This is a genomic window from Gemmatimonadaceae bacterium (genome assembly GCA_040882285.1).
Taxonomy (GTDB): Bacteria; Gemmatimonadota; Gemmatimonadetes; order Gemmatimonadales; family Gemmatimonadaceae; genus JACDCY01.
Window position 1 is genome coordinate 53188 of sequence record JBBEBQ010000005.1, and the last position, 19614, is coordinate 72801.

Consider the following 19614-nt stretch of genomic DNA (forward strand, 5'->3'; position numbering starts at 1 on the left):
GTGGCGGACGGGAGCGGTCGCGCTCAGGCGGCGGCGGACTCGATCCGCATGGCGTAGAACGAGCGCCACACGAACACCGCGGCCACAAGGAAGAAAACCCCCGACAGCGACGTGGTCCAGAGCGCGCCCTGCTGCTCGGTGAGCGACACCGCGAGCTCGACGGCCAGGAGGCCGAAGAGAGTCGTGAACTTGATGACCGGGTTCAGCGCGACCGAAGATGTGTCCTTGAACGGATCGCCCACTGTGTCGCCGACGACCGTCGCGGCGTGCAGCGGCGTTCCCTTCTGCTTCAGCTCGACCTCCACGATCTTCTTGGCGTTGTCCCACGCGCCGCCCGCGTTCGCCATGAAGATCGCCTGGAACAGCCCGAAGATCGCGATCGAGACGAGATAGCCGATGAAGAAAAACGGCTCGATAAACGCGAACGAAAGCGTGGAGAAGAAGACGGCGAGGAAGATGTTGAACATCCCCTTCTGCGCGTACAGCGTGCAGATCTCGACGACCTTCTTGCTGTCGGCGACGGACGCGCGCGTGCTCGTCTCCAGGTTGATGTTGGCCTTGATGAACTCCACGGCGCGGTACGCGCCGGTCGTGACGGCCTGCGTGGACGCGCCGGTGAACCAGTAGATCATCGCTCCGCCGGTCACGAGCCCGAGCAGGAACGGCGCGTGCAGGATCGAGAGGCGCTGCAGGAACTCCGGCTGGAGTCCGTGGGTGAGGGCGATGATGATCGAGAAGATCATCGTGGTCGCGCCGACCACCGCCGTGCCTATGAGCACCGGCTTGGCGCTGGCCTTGAACGTATTCCCCGCGCCGTCGTTCTCCTCCAGCAGGTCCTTGGCGTGCGCGAAGCGGGGCTCGAAGCCGTACTCCGACTTGATGCTCGCCTCGATCCCCGGAATCTGCTCGATCATGGACAGCTCGAACACCGATTGCGCGTTGTCCGTGACGGGGCCGTAGGAATCCACCGCGATGGTGACCGGGCCCATGCCGAGAAAGCCGAACGCCACCAGACCGAACGCGAACACCGCCGGCGCTATCATGAGCGCGTCGAAGCCCTGCGAGCTCACGCCGTACGCGATCGCCATGAGGGACATGATCGCCATGCCAAGCCAGTACGCGCTGAAGTTACCCGCCACGAGACCCGACAGGATGTTGAGCGAAGCGCCGCCCTCGCGGGACGACGTCACCACCTCGCGCACGTGCGCCGAGTTCATCGAGGTGAAGATCTTCACCAGCTCGGGGATGATGGCTCCCGCGAGCGTGCCGCAGGTGATCACGGCCGACAGCTTCCACCAGAGCGTGCCGTCGCCGAGGTCGGGGATCAGCAGATACGACACGAGGAACGTCAGCCCGACCGACACGAACGACGTGAGCCAGACCAGCGACGTGAGCGGCGCCTCGAAGTTCATGCGCTCGACCGTGCTGTAACGCGCGCGCGCCAGCGCCTCATTGATGAGGTACGACGCGCCGCTCGAGATGATCATCACTACGCGCATGACGAAGATCCAGACCAGGAGCTGCACCTGCACCGCTGGACTCGTCACCGCCAGCAGGATGAAGGCGATCAGCGCGACCCCGGTGACGCCGTACGTTTCGAAGCCGTCCGCGCTCGGCCCCACCGAGTCGCCGGCGTTGTCGCCCGTGCAGTCGGCGATCACGCCGGGGTTGCGCGCGTCGTCCTCCTTGATGTTGAACACGATCTTCATGAGATCGGCGCCGATGTCGGCGATCTTCGTGAATATCCCGCCCGCGATTCGCAGCGCGGCCGCGCCCAGCGACTCGCCGATCGCGAACCCGATGAAGCACGGGCCCGCGTAGTCGCCCGGAACGAACAGCAGGATGAACAGCATCAGCAGCAGCTCCACGCTGATGAGCAGCATTCCGATGCTCATTCCGGCGCGGAGCGGGATCGAATAGAGCGGGAACGCGCCGCCCCGGAGGCTCGCGAACGCCGTCCGCGAGTTGGCGAACGTGTTTACCCGGATTCCGAACCACGCGACTCCGTAGCTGCCGCCGATGCCGACGAGGCTGAACAGGAGGATGATCCCGACCCGCTTCGCCTCGAAGTCGAGCAGCACCCCGAAGTACAGCAGGATCACGAGACCGATGAAGACCTCGAGGATCAGCAGGAACTTGCCCTGCTGGATCAGATACGTCTTGCAGGTCTCGTAGATCAGCTCGGATATCTCGAGCATCGAGCCGTGGACCGGGAGCCGCTGCAGCTGGCGGTAGATCACGAGCCCGAAGAGCAGCCCGAGCACGCAGACGCCCATGCCAAAAAGGAGGAGCGTCGTGCCCTCCACGCCCATGAACGTCGCGCCGGAAAGATCGGGAACTATGAGGCTGGCTTCGCCACCGGCACGGTGCTGCACGCCGGCCGCGAGCGCTTGCGCGGTATCAGGTTGCATGGCGCGCGAATGTACTCTCGCGTCAGGGGGGATGCCAGCCATTGAAAGGCAGGCTTCGGGGAAGACGCGGGTGGCTCCTGGAATACTTCAGGGGAATCCCTGGAGCTAACCTTCCGCGACGGCGCCCGACTGACACACCGTAACTGTTCTCGTCCGGAACGCCGTCCTAGAAAACGAACTGAATATCGATCGTGTCGCGGACCGGGACCCCCGCGGCCGTGACCCCCGGCCGGAACTTGACCGAGAGCAGCACCTCCCGGAGCCGGCGGTTGTACGACGCGTCGCGCGACGGATTGAAGCTCAGCAGCCGCGCCCTGCCCCGCTCGTCCACGTCGAACCAGGCGATGAGGTGGTACGGCTTGATGCGCGGCGGAGCGGGCAGCGGGGGCAGAAAGACCTGGGTCGGCGTGGGCGGATGGTTGACACCGTCGCCGCCGCCTGTTCCCGGCCCGGTACCGGATCCGGTGCCAGTGCCCGTCCCGCTCCCGGTTCCCCCTCCGCTTCCAGGGCCGGCGCCGCCCTGGCCGGCCGTGCCCGTGCCGCTCGTCGCCGTGCCCGAAGGCGGACCTTCCGGCACGGGCTGTACACTCGGCGCGACCACGGGCGGGACCGGAGTGGAGATCGGAAGTGAGGGCACCAGCGCGGGCGCTGGAGCGGGCGGAGGCGCGGCGGGTCGCGTCTGCACGAACCGGAGCCGCTCTCCGTCGGCGCCGGATCCGCTGCGGCCACCTCCCCCGCCCGCCGGCCCGGGACCGCCGCCGAGCTGCGACGGCGGCGGCGTGAAGCCGTGCGAGAACGGCGAGGTGAGCAACAGCAGCACCAGCGTCGCGTGCACGAACGCGGAGAGGAGAAATCCTCCCGGGCCTTCGCGCTTTCGCCGCGGAGGGCCGGCGATGGCGGGCGATGCTTTGCGCGGCCTGGTCATATCAAATGATACGGCGGGCGAACCCAAAGGGTTCGCCCGCCGTGAAGAGCAGCACCACCAGCCTTACGATCCCGCCGGCGCCGCTTCCTTCGGCGTCACGCCGATCACCTTGACTCCCGCGCCGCGCGACACGTCCATCGCCCAGATCACGTCCGAGTACTTCACCGTCGGATGTCCCTTCACGAAGATGATCTTGTCGGGTCGCGGATCGTAGATCTTCTTGAGCTCCGCGTGAAGCGCAGCCTTCGCCACCGGCTGTTTGTTCACCTGAAAGACGCCGTTCGGCAGCACCTCGAGCACGATCTGCGCCGGGGGCGGCCCGGACGACGGTGGCGGGTTCGGATCCGGCAGCTGCAGATCGATCGCCTTCCGCGAGAGCGGGATCACCAGCATGAAGATGATCAGCAGCACGAGCAGGATGTCGATCATCGGCACGACGTTGGGCTCGTTGGCGAGCGTATTCCCCGCGCTCGAGCTTACGTTCATTCCCATTATTCCTGCCCTCCGGGGGGCGTCGTCGCCGTCGCCTCACGGCTCAGCAGGTTGTCACTCGCCACGAGAGACTGCGTCCCCGGGGTCTGGTCTGTGATCATCCCGGCCACCCTGACCCTGTTCTTCGCCGCGATATCCAGCGCGTCGAGGATCTTGGAGTACTCCAGATCCTTGTGCGCCTTCACGTACAGCAGAAAATCCTCTTCGCGATTTCCGAAAATCTCGTTCAGCCGCGCGCCGAGCTCGGCGTTCGGGATCGGCGCCCGATTCAGGTAGTACTGGCCGTCGGCGTCGATGCCGAGCACCTGATCCGTGTCTTCCTCCGGATGGGGCTTGAGGTTCTGCCCCTGCGGCGGGATCGCCTGAAAGCCGGCGCTCACCGCCGGGATGACGAGCATGAAGATGATGAGCAGGACGAGCATGATGTCGATCATCGGCACCACATTCGGCTCAGCCTTTATGCTGCGGCCCCCGCCTACGGACATTCCCATTGCCGTATCTCCTGGTCTAGGGGGTTATCCGGAGATCGGCTCGGTGCCGGCCGAAGCGGCGGTGTTGAATTCGCGCGTGAAGCGCGAGCGGCCGTATTCGCCGCTGACGCCGCGGATCAGGTAATCGATGAACTCCTTGGAGGTGTAGGTCATCTCCGCTGCGAGATTCTCGATCTTGACCTGGAAATAGTTGAAGGCCCACACCGCCGGAATGGCGACGAGCAGACCGAACGCCGTCGTGATCAGAGCTTCGGACACGCCAGCGGAGATCGCGCCGATACCGCCCGAGCCGGACACGGCCATTCCCTGGAACGCGTTGACGATACCCATCGTCGTACCGAGCAGTCCGACGAACGGCGCCGTGGCGCCGACGGTGGCAAGAATGCCGTTGCCGCGCTTCATGTCGGTCAACGTCATCAGCATCTCACGCTCGACCGCGCGCTCGGCCGAATTGATGTCGTTCACCCCCACCGAGCCGTCCTGGATCAGGGGCTTCACCTCGGCCAGCGCTCCGCCGAGAACGCGGGCCACGTGCGACCGCTTGTACCGCTCGGAGAGGTTGATCGCCTCGGTGATGTTGTCCTCCTCGAGGAACTGCGAGAACTCGGGCGCGAACTTGCGCGTCTCCGCCTGCGCCTTCCGCAGCTCCCACCACTTCTTCACGAATACGGACATCGACCAGATCGACATGAAGAGCAGAATGAACACGATGCCCTTCGCGAACCACATCATATCGTGCCACATGTCCAGCAGCGAAATCTGCATAACTCGGTGCTCTCCGGTTTCGGTTGGGAGTTGAGCGGTCTAGTTCTGGATGTTGAACACGAACGACTGTTGTACGAGCTGCCGGACCTTGCGCCCGCCGACTTCCGCGGGATAGAAGCGCATCCGCGGCAGGTGCGATCTCACGGCCGAGGCGAACATGTCGTTGGTGGCCTTGAGCACCTTGAAGCTGCCGCGCTCGATGCGGCCGAGCGTGTCGACCACGAACTGCGCGGAGACTTCACCGCCCACGCCCGAGGAGCGAAGCGCCTCCGGGAAGGCGACCTGCTGCGTGCTGGAAATGGGCTCCACCTGCTTTTCCACCTGGAACGAGAAGTAGGTCTGGTTGCTCGTAAGATCGATCGGCCTGCCGCCGACGACTCCGGTGGCAGTCCCACCAGCAACTCCCTTGCCGCTGAAGTCTTCTTCGTTGGTCACCCGCCTCGTGAGGTCGATCTTGGGGATCTCGATCGGGATCTCGACGGGCGCCCGCAGGACCTGGAAGCCCTTAGGCGGCGGAATCACCGCGATCTTGTCCGGCGGAGGCGGCTCGTCCTTCTTGACTTCGACTTCCTTGGGCTTGGGCGTCTCGATGAACTTGATGTTCTCCTGCCGTGTCTTCTCGGCCTCGATTCCGGCCGAAGCGGTCGCGTACACTGCCAGCAGGATGACCGCTGAATGCAGCACTACGCTCAGGACCGTCCCGCCAGCCTTCCTGTCCCTCTTGGCCCGCGACTCGATCAAGTTGTTGAACATGATTCGATCCTTTCCTCTCTCGAAAAAGCAATGGATGAGACGGGCTCGCTCCCGCCCGCTCGCAGCGATTCAAGTTCCCGGCGATTCAAGTTCCTATTGAACGTACCCCGACCTGGCGCTGATGGAATCCAGCGCGGATTAAGGTTCGATGAAGCTTTTCGGGGCGTCTTCAGCGGCGAGAGGCAGCGTCACCGTGAACAGGCTTCCCTTTCCCAGACGGGAAGTGACCGTCAGCGTACCGCCGTGCGCCTGCGCGATCCACTGACTGATCGCCAACCCGAGCCCTGAGCCGCCGCCCCCGCCTTCACCGGCGCGTCCGCGCGCGATGCTGCGGGAGCGAACCCGGTCCGCCCGCCAGAAACGGTCGAATACATATGGTAGGTCCGCGGCCGCGATGCCGATGCCCGTGTCGCGCACGACGAACGCGACGTGATCCGGATGCCGACCGAGCCCGATGTCGACCCGCCCACCGGCGGGCGTGTACTTGATGGCGTTCGTCACGAGGTTGAGGAACAGCTGCCGCAATCGCGGCGGATCGCCCATGACCACCGCCTCCGCGGTGAACGGCATGCTGACCTCGACCTGCGCCGACTCGCCGAGGATCAACGCGGTCTCGTACACGTCCCGCGCGATCGGGCCGAGCGACAGGGGCTCCATATGCAGGTCGAACCGACCCTCGTCGGCGCGCGCGAGCGTCAGCAAAGTCTCCACGAGGTCCGCCATTCGCGCGGTCTCATGCAGCGCCTCTTCCAGCGCGACCAGCTTCTCCGACTTCGACGAGCCGTCGCTCATCGCGCGCTCGACGTCCGCGCGCAGCACCGCCAGCGGCGTCTTGAGCTCGTGACTCGCGTCGGCGGTGAACCTGCGCAGGCCAAGAAACGACTGCTCGAGCCGGTCGATCATCGCGTTCAGCGTGGCCACGAGGTCCGACAGTTCCGCGCGGTTGTCATCCACCGGCAGCCGGCGATGCAGACTTCTGCCGTCGGTTATCGCCGCGAGCTCGTCAGTGATCCGCTTGAGCTGCTCGAACGGCTTGCCCAGCATCATCCACACCGCGACGAGCGCGGTCGCGAGGATCAAGGGGAAGAGGAAGAACACCGTTATCAGGTATTCGCGGGGCGCCTCCACTCTCCCGCCCACGTGCACGCCCGCGATCACGCGCGTGAGGACCGTGGTGGGGCCGCCGATCGAGCGCGCCACCAGCAGGACCCCGCCATCGACATCCAGCAGCGCGGCCGGACCATCGTCGGGAACATCGGTCAGCCCCGCCTGGATCGCCGCCCAATCGTCCCGGTCGAGCCGCATGAGGCGCTCCGACACGAACACGACGCTGCTGTCCCGGTCTACCACGATGAGATAGTCCGGCAGAGCCTCGAAGATTCGCCACAATCGCGGCGCGAGTATCCGGCGGGACGGCCCACCGGAAGCTCCGAGCAGCGGCTCCTCGGTGATGACCTCGCCCGCCTGCGCGGCCTCCTCGATCACGCGCACGGCAAGCGCGGCCTGCGCGGAGGCGTGCGCGCTCAGGTCGCGGTAGACGTACGCCCGGCGCGACAGCCACAGCGACGTCGTGACCGCCGCCAGCGCGGCGGTGAGCGTGGCGGCGAAGATGAGTGTGAGGCGAAGTCGGGTGGACATGGCAGGAGAAGCTATCAGCTATCAGCCTTTCCATCACCGCTCGGCCGGATCCCGGATCGCGTACCCTACGCCGCGCACCGTCGAGATCAGCTTCTGCGGCCGCCCTGCGTCGATCTTCTTGCGCAGATGGTTGATCACCACGTCCACGATGTTGGTGCCGGGGTCGAAGTGGTAGCCCCACGCGTACTCCGTGATGAGCGTACGGCTCATCACCCGCCCGGGATGCCGCATGAGATACTCCAGCACCGTGTATTCCTTGGGCGTCAGCTCGATCGGTTTGCCGGCGCGAGCGACCTGTCGCGTCGCGCGGTCGAGAACGAGATCGCCCACGCGCAGCTCCGGCAGCGCGAGCCCGGCGGGCCGGCGCGCGATCGCCTCGACTCTCGCGAGCAGCTCCTCGAGCGCGAACGGCTTGGTGACGTAGTCGTCGGCGCCCGCGCGCAGCGCGTCGACCTTCGCGTCCACGGCGTCCTGGGCCGTGAGCACCAGCACCGGCTTCTCGAACCCGCGCCCCCTGAGATCGCGCAGCACTTCCATGCCGGACTTCCCCGGCAGCCGCATGTCGAGAACGAGCACGTCGTACGAACCGGCTTCCGCGAGCCGCTGGCCCTCGTCACCCGAGGCGACCAGGTCGACCTGCCAGCGCTGCTCTTCCAGCCCTCGTTTGACGAACGTCCCGACAGTGGGATCGTCCTCGATGACGAGGACCCTCATCCGCCCTGCGCGTCGCGGGGCCGGACGAACCCATACTCGCGAATCTTCCGGTACAGCGTCTTGGACGAGATCCCCAGCTTCGCGGCGGCGTTGCCCTGATGCCAGTTCGTCTCCGCCAGAACCGCCTGGATGTGCTGCCGCTCGAGCTCGGCGAGCGGCATGCTGGACGAGGGAGCGGTGCGGCCCACGATGCCCTGAAGCGGCAGCTCCGGTCTGGTTATCAGGTCTCCCTTCGCGAGCATGGCCACCCGCTCGACGACGTTTTTCAGCTCGACGACGTTCCCGGGCCAGCTGTATTGCGACAGCGCGGTGATGGCGTCCGCATCGAAGACGCGGGCCTTTCCGCGCGAATACTTCTCCAGGAAATAATCCGCCAGCAGAACCACGTCGCCCGGCCGCTCACGCAGCGGCGGAAAGTCGATCCTGTGCGCCGACAGCTCGGCCAGCAGCGCCGAGGAGAACTTGCCTTCCGCTACCGCGACGGACAGGTCCCGCGACGTGGTCGCCATGACCCGCGCCGACGAGCGAAACGGGTCCTCCCCGCCGGCCCTGACGAACCGGCTCGAAGTAAGCAGCTGCAGCAGCTTGTCCTGGAGAGCTGGCGTCAGAGCATGCACGTTGCCGACTACCACGGTTCCGCTCCTGGCCGTCTCGAACGCGCCCGGCCGGGCCCGGTTCGCGCCCGGGTGCGAGCCAGCTTCGTGCCCGAACAACGCGCTGTCGACGTCGTACTCGGTGGGCCCGTCGGCGTCGACATTGACCAACTGCTTCGCCTGCGACGCCGCGCGGATCTCGTGGACGAAAATATCCTTTCCTGTCCCGCGCTCACCGGTGATCAAGACCGGGAGCCGGCTGTCCGCGATCTCCCGTATCCTCTCCACCGCGGCGAGCACGCGCGGGTCGCGACCTATGATCGGGTCGTGGTCCGCGGCTCTCCCCAGAGCGGACTGCAGGCGCGAGTTCTCGGCGGCGAGGTCCCGCTTCTCTCCCGCTTTCTGCACTACGACTTCGATCTCCCCCATCCGGTACGGCTTGGTCACGTAGTCGTAGGCGCCGAGCTTCACTGCCGTGATCGCGCTGTCTATCGTGCCCTCGCCGGTCATGATCACGACTTCGGGCGGCTCCGGCTCGTTGCGCATCTGGCGCAGAACCTCCAGCCCGTTGAGTCCCGGCATGTTGATGTCCACCAACGCGACATCGAACAGCTGCTCCCGAAGCCGGGCCAGCGCCGCCGTCCCATCCGCGACCGCCACGGTTGTGTGCCCCTTGCTCTTCAGATAGCGCTCGAGCAGAGCACGGAGGTCCTCGTCGTCCTCCGCGATCAGAACATACCGGTGGATACGAAGCTCCTGTTGGGTTGAACAAAGGGTATTAGAAGGACCACAATCGGTAAAGATGACCGAACGAGACTTTTGGTCGTGCCAACCTGGCAGACTGGAAAGCCAAAGCCATCGGCTCCCTTACCTTGGTCAAATCGGCAAGTCGTTGCAGGTACAGCGGTTGCGGAAAGCGCTAATCGCTCCGGGCGCGAGCATAAAAAAAGGCGAGTCTAGAAGACTCGCCTTTTTTGTCACTGCCTTGCAGATCCTCAGTGCACTTCGGTCCAGGCGCGCTCTACGAGTCGGCGCGGGGTGGACGACCCCCCGAGCGCCAGCTCGATCGCGCAGCTCGAGTAGTTAATCGTCGCGTCGCCGAGCACCGTATTCGTCTCCAGGTCTACGTTCGCCGCCATGACACCGCCGTTCAGCTTGCCGCCGGTGCCGGTGCTCTTGATGCGGCCGCGCACGATGACCGGGCCATAGAACTCGAATCCGCCGGAGATCTCGAGGTCGCCGTCCACTAGCAGAATGCCCTGGCCCTTGTTACCGGTAAGCTTGAGGGCGCCACCGGTTCCCGTCGCGTGGATGATCGGAAAATAGTTTTCGCACGCGTTCGCCGGCAGCGTGTGAGTGGGCGCGCCCCAATTGCTCAGCTGGCTCTTGTCGCACGCCCCGTTGGTCACCACAGGGTTGATCTGGCTGAGCGTGGTATTCGGCGGGATTATCTTCGTGGCAGCGGCCGTAAGCGTGGCCCAATCCTCATCGCCAAACTTGAAGTAGCTCGTGGTGTCGCCGGCGGACGGGTCCTGCAGGATTTGCGGCGAGCCGACCACGAGATGAGCATTACCAGAATAAGAGATCTGGGTAGAGTCGGCTATGGCGATGCCGGCCAGCACATCCGTCACGAGCGGGCAGGTTGCCCAACCCGCCGGATTGGTGTTGGCGCCGTTGATGACCGAGCTTCCGCCGATCTGCGTCGCTCCCCGCACGGTCAGAGCGCCCAGGAAGTCGAACTCCGGCGCCGAGAGGCGCACGCTGAGCAGCGTCTGCTTGCGCGAGCGCGCGAAGCGTCCCGCGCCCGCGGTCCCGGTAGAGAGCATCGAATACGCCCGCTGAGTGAGCTTGGTGACCACCACGGTGTCCACCCAGCCCGTCCCGGCATAGGCCAGCGTGCGCATCCCGCCGATGGGCATCGCGTACATATTGGGCGAGTCCCAGGTAGCGAGGGCGGTGTTGAGCCCGAGCTCCGCCGCTCTGAAGGCGCGCTCCTGCGCGATCGAGCCGCCGCTGATCTGGCTCTCCTGCGTGGACACGAAGAAGACTCCCGCTATCAGAGCGCCGATCACGACGATGCCGCCCAGGGCCGCGATGATCGCGATTCCGTTCCGTCTGGTGTTCATACGAGCACCTCTATCAAAGGCCTTGTCGCCGCGCATCATTGCCGGTTCCGGAGGGCCACGCTTAAGCGCAGCGAATCGCCGACTTGCGCGTTCTTGTATCCCAAGTCCACCAAACCTCTTGTTTGTCCTCGCACGACGATGCCGACCTGCGCGACGTTCGCCGGAACCGCGGTCACGTTCCCGGCCGCATCCTGGTAGCTGAACGCGACTCCAGCCGTCCCGGCGCCTGCCGGCAGAAACGGGCCTGCGATCGCTTGCGGCGCGACCCCCGCGCAGTCGGGCGAGCAGTAGCCCAGGTACCACGCGTTGTCCGCGGCCTGAAACAGGGTGTAGCGCGTCCGGCGGACGAACCGCAGCGGCGTGCCCTCGGATATGTCTGGGCGCAACGGCTCGCTCAGCGGAAACGCATACCGTGACGTCGTCGCATCCGCGAGCCCCGTCAAGCTGGCGCACTGAGCCAGCGACGATGTCGGCGGGCCGGTTATTCCGTAGGCATGCCAATAGTCGTCGCCCGAAGCTATCGTGCCGCCGTCATGGTACACGTATATCGTATCACCCGCTTGCGGTGTCAGCGTAAAGCTGGCGAGGATGTTGTTGTTGGCCAGCGCGAGCGGCGGTACGGCGATGCTGGTCGCCGAAGCGGCCGGCGCACAAGCCACAGCCTGGCCGATGGTCGCCCAGAAAAGCATCGCTGTTTCCGAGAGCTCGAGGATGTCGCCGCCCACGGTAGAGACGCCGCGAAGGTCGTAGGGGATGATCCCCGCCGCCTGCCGGATCTGGCTGCGAGTCTCGATCAGATCGGCGGTGCCGCGGTAGAACCGCTGCTGCCGAACGAGCACCGACGTAAGGCCGCCCATCACGATCGTGGACAGCGCCAGAATCACGATCAGCTCGACCAGCGAGAAGCCGCTTCGCCGCGCGCGGTGGTTTGTCATAGCGTGCACGCGATCGCAGTGCGGATTCCGATTTTCCGCGTCCCGGTATTTACGGCGTAGCTGACGGTGTCGTGCACGATCCTGGCGCGAGGGCCGAGCGGGGAGACCGTCCAGCTTTCGGTCATCCCCCGCACCGTGGCGGTCCCGCTCGTGATCGACGCGCACGGGTCCCCCTCGAGCTGCTCGAAGCGCGACTGCGCGATGGATACGGCTATCGTCTGGGCAGTTCCGCCCCGCGTCTGCTTGAGCACGACGGCGCCGACCGCGGCCAGCCCGAGCAGACCGATCGTGAGCATCAGCATCGCGACGATGAGCTCCACGAGCGTGAATCCGGCCCGACGACGTTTACGACCCTGAGTCGCTTTCATTAGAGCCCGCACGTTGGGGATATCATGCCGAGCCGAGTAACGCAGATGGAGTCGCTCGCGGACGCCTTGGAGACGACGAACTTCGAGGTCTGGGCCGGATAGATGGCGAAACCCCGCGCGTCGAATACGATCGAATCCGTCGTGGAGGTCATGGTGATGTTAAAGGTAGCCGCCAGGGGTATCGGCGGCGCGATGAGCTCCGGCGCGCCCGGCTGCTGAATCTCGATCCACATCGTGTCTGCCTGCGTCTTGAAGTTGGCACGCATCCCCCGGCGAATGGCGGACGCGCGCGCGGACGCCACATAGGCGCCGATCTGCTGCGTCGCCGACCGCACGGAGGCCTGGTCCCTGATTGATCCGAGCTTTGGCGCGGCGATTGCCGTGATGATCCCCATCAGCACGATGGCGATCATCAGCTCTATCATCGTAAATCCGCGTGGTGTGTGCATTCGCTAGTAGACGGCTGAGCGACCTGCACCGTCACAACTCCCGCGGTCGCCCCAGGTTGCGTGCTGCCAGCGCGATAGCTCGACGCGCTTAGCTCGAATGGTCGTGCACGGCCTTCCAGCCGGCTGCCGTGCGGGTCCAGACGAGGGTGAACCAACCGGTTTGATCAGGCTGACCGCCGCCGCTGAGGACGAACCGCCCGATTTGTAAAGCCGTATCGCTGTCGAGCCTGCGGATGACGATCTGCTCAAACCCCAATGCCTGCTTCGGTTTTCCCTCGCTGAAATAGACGCGGGAAAACTCCTGCTCGATTGCGCGAGCGCCGGTCCGGGGGCCGGTGCGCGTCATGAACGTCACGCTGTCGGCATAGATGGCGAGATGTCCCCGCAGATCGCCGCGGTTCCAGGCGTCGGCCGACGCGGTCGTCGCCGCGCGTATGGCGGCCTCGTCCGCTGCCCATGCGGATGCGGGCGAGCCATCACGCTGGCGGACCGCGCACGCTGTGAGCGCCGCGAGCGCGAAGGCGGGCAGGACGCGCACCAGGCGAGCAGACGCCATCGGTATCGCTCCTACTGCCGGGGCGGCGTGGGCGGCGTGGGCGGTGCGGGGGGTGGCGGCAACGGCTCGCGCGGCAGCAGCGTTGGCCTGTTCGCCGCGTGATACACGAAGCTCGCGACGATGACCGCGTTCTTCTTGAGGTCATCGGCGATCAGCCGCTCGTAGCTGTCCATGTTCGAGTGATGCGTGCGGCTGCGGTATTCGATCTCGTCCTGGATGAACTGAAAGCCCGGCAGTCCGACCGCGTCGAAGGCCTGGTGATCGGTCCCGCCCGTGTTCCGGATGGTGATGGTGGTCATGCCGAGGTCCTGGAACGGTTCCATCCACGCGCGGAAGATCGGTCCTATGGCTTCGTTCCCCTGGAGGTAAATGCCGCGAAACGCGCCGGTCCCGTTGTCCATGTTGAAGTACGCCTGGAACTTCGCGTGATCCGGCTTGAGCTGCATCGTGGCGCGGTCCGCGAAGTGATCGTTCACGTACGCGCGCGAGCCGAGCAGCCCCTGCTCTTCTCCCGTCCACAGCGCGAGCCGGACCGTCCGCCGGAGCGGCAGGTTGAGCGCTTCGAGGATGCGCATCGCCTCGAGCATCACCGCGCTGCCGGAAGCGTTGTCGGTCGCCCCGGTGGCGTAGTGCCAGGAGTCGAAGTGCGCGCCGAGCATCACTACTTCGTCTTTTTTGTCGGTGCCCGGGATTTCCGCGATCACGTTGAACGCCGTGCGGTCCTGCTCGTGCGCCGTGCTCTGCACGAACATCTCGAGCACGACCGGCAGCCCCTTCGCGAGCGTGCGCGCGATTCTATTGTAGTGCTCAGCGGCGAAGCCGAGCCCGATCAGGTTGGAGAGCGCGTCCTGCCGGCGCGTGCCGACGGAGGCCGCGGCGAACACCGTTCCGAAATCGTTGCGCGGGCTGCTCGATACGACGGCCGCCACGCCTTCATTCTCGAAAAACCGCAGTCTAGCGGCGGCTGACAGAGTGCCTTGCGGCTGCGGCGGGCCGAATTGCCCGTCGCCTGGAGAAGCGGGCGGGACGGCGATCGCGTCCAGCGCGCTGTCCGAGTAGCGCCGCGCATCCGGGCGGAAGCGCTGTGCGATGCCGGGCGGATCGGTGATCAGCACGAACTTGCCGCGCAGCTTCCCGGCGTACTTCGCGAAGACGCTGGAATCGGTCAGGTCGTTGACCATCACCGCTTCCCCGCGCACCCATCCGCTGGTGCTCGGCGTCCAGGCCGCCACGTTCGCGATGATCGGATACGCCTGCGGCTCGACCGCGCGCACGAACAGCGCCTGGTTGCTCCAGCCGATGCCGAACGTTCCCCACGGCTCCATACGGCCGTTGTCGATCCCCCACGAGGCGAGACGGCGAATCGTCCAGTCAGCCGCGGCGCGCGCATTGGGCGAGTTGGTCAGACGCGGGCCGTACACGTCGGTCAGCCAGCTCGCGGTCTCCATGACCTGCGAGCGGTTGAATCCTTCGTCCCGGATCCGGGTGACGACCGCCGTGTCGGCTCGGTCGGGTTGCTGCGCGTGCGCGGCCGCGGGCGAGAGGATGGCGAGCACGAGTATCGCCGCAACGGGACGCGCGCGGAAAGCGACCGGGTAGTACGACGGCATGACAGGCTTCCTTTGCTGAGGTCGTCGACGAATCGAAGATACGACAGCGCCGCTTCCGCCGCCTGCCGGACCATTTGCAATCTGCAAAAAATCAGGCAAAAAGCGAACGCGCAAGAACAAGCGAATACCGGCGAAACGGCATTACCAAAATCACCGCTGGCACGTCCGGGGAATAGAGAGATCGCGCTCCGCGCACGTGATGGAGGCATGCGCGGAGCACTACGTCCTTCTGGAGATTACCATGCGCACTCGTCAGAGCGCCCATAACTCGATGCACTCGGTAGTCCGGCACGCGGCCACAATCCTGTTTTGCGGCCTCGCCGCGCTCGGGTTGCTACGGCGTTCCGAGCCGGTTGGAATCCCTGTGGACCGCGACCTGGTGCTGCTGGAGCGGTTCGCCGCCACCGCGAACCCGAGCTCCGATCTCCTCGCCTCCGTGAAGCCACTGCTCGTCACCGAGAGATGGCGGCAGATGCTTCGATCCATCCGGGAGCGGAGCGCCAACGTAGCGCCGCGCTTCACGCATCTTGGCGGACCCGACTACGCGGTGACTTCGATTCCCATTGCGCCGGTCCCACGCCGGCCGGCACGCATCCCCATCTCGCGGACGACGACAATACCACCGGACTGATCGAGATCGGCTTCGACTTCAAGTTCTTCGGCACTACGCACTACTTACAACAAGATCAGCAGCGCCACGAACGGTATCGTCGGCTTCAACGCCGAGATGGGCTCGCGGTCACGCCCCGCCAGAGTACCTACTAACAGCAGTAGTGCGGGGCGGCCCGCTGGGGGCTGACGCCCAATCAAGGCCAAGTTCCCGGCGCAATTCTATCGCTGCAGAATCGCCGACAAAAATCTTACCGTTGATGAAGAATGTTGGGGTCCCGGTGACACCGTAGCGCTGCCCGTCCTGTAGGTCCTGTAAGACGACATTCTTCTTCTTCCCGGAATTTAGGCAGGCCTCGAACCTTGCCGTGTCCAGCCCGAGTCGCGCGGCGAACCGCGTGAGACTGTCGCGTGGAAATCTTGGCGACCGCTCGAAGAGTGCTCTATAGGTACTCCCAAAACTTTCCTTGTTCGAACGCGCATTCAGCCGCTTCTGCTGCCTTCTGTGCATTGGGATGCAGACTAGCTACAGGAAAGTTGCGCACGACATGAACGAAGGTGCCCCGCGTTAGCGGAGAGGAGTGTGTCGTACGTTTCCATGAAATGCCGAGCACAGTATGGACACTGGTAGTCCGTAAACTCGACGAGCGTCACAGCGGCGCGTTCAGGACCTCTCGCGGGGCGACCCGATATCCTCACAATGACTCCTGGGAAAGTCAGTCGCGACCGTAGGTGGCTGGCACCAGGAATTCGTGTGTCCCGCGATGCCTCACCGCGCCGCGGCAGTGGGGACTTCGCTCGAATTTACCCCGCCGACGAGGACGAACGATGCCCAGCTCGAAGGATGCGCGCGGTCCCCGCGACTCGTCGCCCATTCGCGCCGCATCTCCAGCAATGCCCCGGCGGGCGATCTGCCCTCGCGTACCCGTCCGTAGAAGCTGACCATGAAATCGGCTGCCAGCCGATCCGCTATCGGCCACAGCGTCACGACCACGCTTCGCGCACCGGCCGCGAGAAACGCATGCGGGAGGCCGATCACGCCTTCTCCGCGCATACGCTGGCCAAGGCCCGTCTCGCAGGCGGAGAGCGTCACGAGCTCGGCGCGCAGCGGCAGCTCCCGGATGCGCGCGAGGTCGAGCCGGCCGTCGACCAGAACGAGCGCCGTCTGCATTGCCTCGCGGTCGCTCACCTGAGCGTGTGCAGCGAAGTGGAGGTACCGGTAGCGCGCCGGCTGTATGGAAAGCCACCGTTCCAGAGTCGCTCTGCGGCCGACGAGTGCGTCGGCTCCCCGGCGGCGGAACATCTCGGCTATCGCCCGCGCCTCCTCGGCCGCGTGCGGCAAAGGGCGCAGCGGCGACGCGCGGTCCCCATCGGCACCGCGTCGAATCCATTCCCGGGCCTGGGATGGGTTGCCGACCGCGAGCATGGTGCGCGCCCAACCCTCGGATCTCGGCGCGCGGGCGAGCGCCAGGAGCACGGATGCCGACGGCCCATACGTGATATGCCGCGCTGTGCCCCATGGCAGTCCGCTTCGGGGGACGAGAACTTCCAGCGGCACATAGGTGAGCGGCCCGTCGGCCACCACGAACAACTCTTCCGCGTCCGTCGGGTTGAGCGGCGCGACGAAGACGTCGAAGGCGTGACGAGCCGGAGCTGTCCAGTCTGCGCCGGACGACGGGCTCTCCACGGCGCCGCGAAGGAAATCGGCGAGCGCCGCGAGCGAATCGGCGGCGCCGAGACGCGCTGCGCGCACGCTTTCCGCGGTGATCCACCATCCGTAGACCGCGCTGTCACCCCAGAAGTATGCGAGTATCGCGCGCTTACCTCCGAGAAGCTCGGATCGGAGATTCGACATCGAGGCCAAATGTGGATTGCCGATGGTGGCCCCCCCGCCGGCGGAGCGGTTACCGCGCTCGAGCAGCTCCAACTCGCGTCCGAGTCGGCCTACCTCGCTCTGGATCTGCTCGCGCAGATCGTTTCGGCGTACGGCGCCCGATGCCTCGTGCTGCTCCTGGAGCAGGCGCAAGAGCTCGGTGCGCCGTGAGCTTGTTCGGTCACTTCGCCCACGCTCGGCCATCATCTCGAGCAATAGGCGTCCTCGCGCCCGCTCCGCGACGAGGAACGCCTCCTCCGCGCGGCCGCGGGCGAGCAGCGTTCGGATAGCACCCTCGTACACCCCCAGCCGGGGCTCGGCGACGCCCATCCGCAGGTCGCCGAGTGCGAGCCGGCCCCGCCATGACTCGAGCAGCTCAATCACGTTCAGGTATGCTGCGGTCGCGTCGACACTTCCCGCCGCCTCCAACGCCGCGCCGTGCGCCTCCCCTGCCTCGTATTGCGCCTCGGGATCGCCGAGCGAGTCGGCGAGCAGTACCGCTTCGTTGGCCCACCGGCGTGCGGCGCGTGCGTCACCGCGCGCCACCGCTAGCTCGGCGAGAAATGCTCTCGCGCCCGCACGCTGACGTCCGTAACCCAACGAGTCGGCGAGTGTGAGCGTCTCGGTAAGCGCGCGCCCGGCCGCCGCCAGTGATCCTGTGCGCAGCTCAAGCTCGCCGAGGTTGAGCAGGATGACCGTCACGTTGTATGAAAGCCCGGCGCGCCGGGCGAAATCGAGCGCACGCCGGAGCGGCGCCCGGGCGGCCTCCAGATTTCCCGCCTGCAGGTACACGGTGGCGAGACCGGTCAGAACGAAGGCCTGCCCGCGAGGATCCTCGATCTGTTGGGTGAGCGGTACCGCTTCGGTGAGCAGGGCCAGGGCCTCGTCCCTCTCCCCGGACATCAGGTGGACATTGGCCAGATTGTTGAGCACGCGTGCCTGCCCCTCGGGGTTACCGTTCGCACGGTAGAAGGCGAGCGCCTGCCCGTAGACAGCGGCAGCGTCCGTGAAGCGGCCGAGATGCCGGTAATCAATCCCAAGCTCGTTGTACGCGTCCGCGATTTGTTTCGGCGACGCTCCGTCTGCCTGCCGCGCCGCCAGCAACCGCATGTGCGCGGCGAGGGCATCGCGGTAGCGACCGCTCAATGAGTGGATCCGCCCGAGCGCATTATGTGCGTCCCCCTGGCGCGCGAGATCGCCGCTCTGGCGTCCCAGCTCGAGCGCGCGGGTCGCCTCGGCGAACGCGAGGTCGAACTGCCCCTGCCGGTCGAGGAGCACGCTCCGCGTATAACGGGTCTGGCTCTCCCGCCGCGGATCGTTGCCTGCAAGCGCCATCGCCACATCGAGCGCTGCGGCTGCGCTGTCGCGTTGGCCGAGACGCATGAGCGCATCCGCCCACCAGAGCTGAGCGCGCCAATGACGCTGCGTATCGGGCGTCTGCGCGAGGGAGTCACGGAGAGCGCGGTAGTGATCAAGCGCCTCCGCGAACCGGCCTTCGAGACGGAGGCTGTCGGCAACGGCGAATATCGGATCGCGCGCCGGCTCCGCCGCGGATGGACGCCGGTCGCATGCGGCCGTGCAGAGGACCATGGCCAGGACAAGTGCCGGCGCAACGGACGCCCGCAAGCTGCAGGGCAATTGGCTTCTCTTCAGAATGATTCTACGGGCAGCTGAAGGCTCCTCGGCCCGGACCGGGCAACCACGCGGCGGAGTGCGTCGAGCGCCTGCACGTCCCAGTAAATCACCGAGCGCGGCGCCGCGCGCATAAGCGAGTCGATGGCGACAGAGACCGTAGTGGCGGCTGTCTCGCGCTCCATCAGCAGCGCGCCGCCCGCCGTCAGCAGGCGCACGCGGTAACGGTCGCCACCGCGCGAGGGTCTCCAGGAGGCAAACACGGAATCGGCGTCGGCCCGCGTCGTGACGGGAAGGGAGTCCACCTCGCCCCGAACCGTCTCCGTCAAGCCGGCGTTACCGCGTCCGTCCGCCTGCCATATGGCGACCGCCCCGAACATGATCGACGCCGCAGCGGCCACTGGCCACCAACGGCGAGCTCGGACGTTGCGCGACTGCAGCGGTACGACGCCAGGGGCAGAATTCTGGACCACCGCCGGGGGTGCATGACCCGCTTGCGCGTCCGCCGCTCCAGTCTCCGCGGCGCGTACATCGAGCGCGCGCTGAACTGCCGTCCAGCAACGCTCGCAGCCAAAGTAGTGCGCCTCGAACGCTTCAGCCTCTTCGGGCGGGAGTGTTCCGGCAAGGTAGCGCGCCTCCATGTCCCTCTCCTGAACCGCCGCGCAGGTCAGCTC

Annotated in this window: 18 protein-coding genes; 1 reads left to right on the forward strand and 17 read right to left on the reverse strand. The window is 65.9% G+C overall.

Annotation, left to right across the window (positions count from 1 at the left end; all coding sequences use genetic code 11):
- Window positions 1-23: 23 nt before the first annotated feature.
- From WEA80_01015 to WEA80_01085, 15 genes are all read right to left on the reverse strand, one after another.
- Window positions 24-2411: a sodium-translocating pyrophosphatase gene (locus WEA80_01015; GenBank protein ID MEX1185154.1), complete on the reverse strand. Its 2388-nt coding sequence runs from the start codon at window positions 2409-2411 to the stop codon at window positions 24-26.
- Window positions 2412-2577: 166 nt separating this feature from the next.
- Window positions 2578-3336 carry a hypothetical protein gene (locus WEA80_01020; protein MEX1185155.1) on the reverse strand — a complete coding sequence of 253 codons (759 nt, stop codon included), beginning with the start codon at window positions 3334-3336 and terminating at the stop codon, window positions 2578-2580.
- A 63-nt stretch (window positions 3337-3399) separates the two neighbouring features.
- The gene (locus WEA80_01025; protein MEX1185156.1) at window positions 3400-3828 is read right to left on the reverse strand and encodes a biopolymer transporter ExbD; all 429 of its coding nucleotides are present in this window, start codon (window positions 3826-3828) and stop codon (window positions 3400-3402) included.
- Entirely contained in the window at window positions 3828-4319 is a 492-nt protein-coding gene (locus WEA80_01030; protein ID MEX1185157.1) for a biopolymer transporter ExbD, read from the reverse strand. Before WEA80_01030 ends, WEA80_01025 begins: the two co-directional genes overlap by 1 nt.
- Window positions 4320-4343: 24 nt before the next feature.
- Window positions 4344-5084, reverse strand: coding sequence for a MotA/TolQ/ExbB proton channel family protein (locus WEA80_01035; GenBank protein ID MEX1185158.1), 741 nt, complete (start codon window positions 5082-5084; stop codon window positions 4344-4346).
- A 39-nt stretch (window positions 5085-5123) separates the two neighbouring features.
- Window positions 5124-5837, reverse strand: a complete 714-nt coding sequence (locus WEA80_01040) for an energy transducer TonB (protein MEX1185159.1) — start codon at window positions 5835-5837, stop codon at window positions 5124-5126.
- A gap of 138 nt (window positions 5838-5975) precedes the next feature.
- Window positions 5976-7475, reverse strand: a complete 1500-nt coding sequence (locus tag WEA80_01045) for a HAMP domain-containing sensor histidine kinase (protein MEX1185160.1) — start codon at window positions 7473-7475, stop codon at window positions 5976-5978.
- 33 nt (window positions 7476-7508) lie between these two features.
- Window positions 7509-8189 (reverse strand): response regulator transcription factor, encoded by a 681-nt coding sequence (locus WEA80_01050; protein ID MEX1185161.1) that lies wholly within the window; start codon window positions 8187-8189, stop codon window positions 7509-7511.
- A complete protein-coding gene (locus WEA80_01055; protein ID MEX1185162.1) occupies window positions 8186-9622 on the reverse strand; it encodes a sigma-54 dependent transcriptional regulator in 1437 nt (478 codons plus the stop codon). Before WEA80_01055 ends, WEA80_01050 begins: the two co-directional genes overlap by 4 nt.
- A 155-nt stretch (window positions 9623-9777) precedes the next feature.
- Window positions 9778-10908 carry a hypothetical protein gene (locus WEA80_01060; protein ID MEX1185163.1) on the reverse strand — a complete coding sequence of 377 codons (1131 nt, stop codon included), beginning with the start codon at window positions 10906-10908 and terminating at the stop codon, window positions 9778-9780.
- Between the two features lie 35 nt (window positions 10909-10943).
- Complete coding sequence (locus WEA80_01065) at window positions 10944-11843, reverse strand: prepilin-type N-terminal cleavage/methylation domain-containing protein (GenBank protein ID MEX1185164.1); 900 nt, start codon at window positions 11841-11843, stop codon at window positions 10944-10946.
- A complete protein-coding gene (locus WEA80_01070; protein ID MEX1185165.1) occupies window positions 11840-12211 on the reverse strand; it encodes a prepilin-type N-terminal cleavage/methylation domain-containing protein in 372 nt (123 codons plus the stop codon). The genes WEA80_01065 and WEA80_01070 overlap by 4 nt, the downstream gene beginning before the upstream one ends.
- Window positions 12211-12660 carry a GspH/FimT family protein gene (locus WEA80_01075; GenBank protein MEX1185166.1) on the reverse strand — a complete coding sequence of 150 codons (450 nt, stop codon included), beginning with the start codon at window positions 12658-12660 and terminating at the stop codon, window positions 12211-12213. The genes WEA80_01070 and WEA80_01075 overlap by 1 nt, the downstream gene beginning before the upstream one ends.
- A gap of 88 nt (window positions 12661-12748) precedes the next feature.
- Window positions 12749-13216: a DUF4440 domain-containing protein gene (locus WEA80_01080; protein MEX1185167.1), complete on the reverse strand. Its 468-nt coding sequence runs from the start codon at window positions 13214-13216 to the stop codon at window positions 12749-12751.
- Window positions 13217-13227: 11 nt separating this feature from the next.
- A complete protein-coding gene (locus WEA80_01085) occupies window positions 13228-14826 on the reverse strand; it encodes a M20/M25/M40 family metallo-hydrolase (GenBank protein MEX1185168.1) in 1599 nt (532 codons plus the stop codon).
- Window positions 14827-15190: 364 nt separating this feature from the next.
- Here WEA80_01085 and WEA80_01090 point away from each other — a divergent pair, with 364 nt between their 5' ends.
- On the forward strand, window positions 15191-15457 hold the full coding sequence (locus WEA80_01090) for a hypothetical protein (protein MEX1185169.1): 267 nt from the start codon (window positions 15191-15193) through the stop codon (window positions 15455-15457).
- Between the two features lie 747 nt (window positions 15458-16204).
- Here the strand turns inward: WEA80_01090 and WEA80_01095 are convergent.
- Both WEA80_01095 and WEA80_01100 read right to left on the reverse strand, forming a co-directional pair.
- Window positions 16205-18898: a CHAT domain-containing tetratricopeptide repeat protein gene (locus WEA80_01095; GenBank protein MEX1185170.1), complete on the reverse strand. Its 2694-nt coding sequence runs from the start codon at window positions 18896-18898 to the stop codon at window positions 16205-16207.
- Window positions 18899-18957: 59 nt separating this feature from the next.
- A complete protein-coding gene (locus tag WEA80_01100) occupies window positions 18958-19341 on the reverse strand; it encodes a hypothetical protein (protein MEX1185171.1) in 384 nt (127 codons plus the stop codon).
- Window positions 19342-19614: the final 273 nt, after the last annotated feature.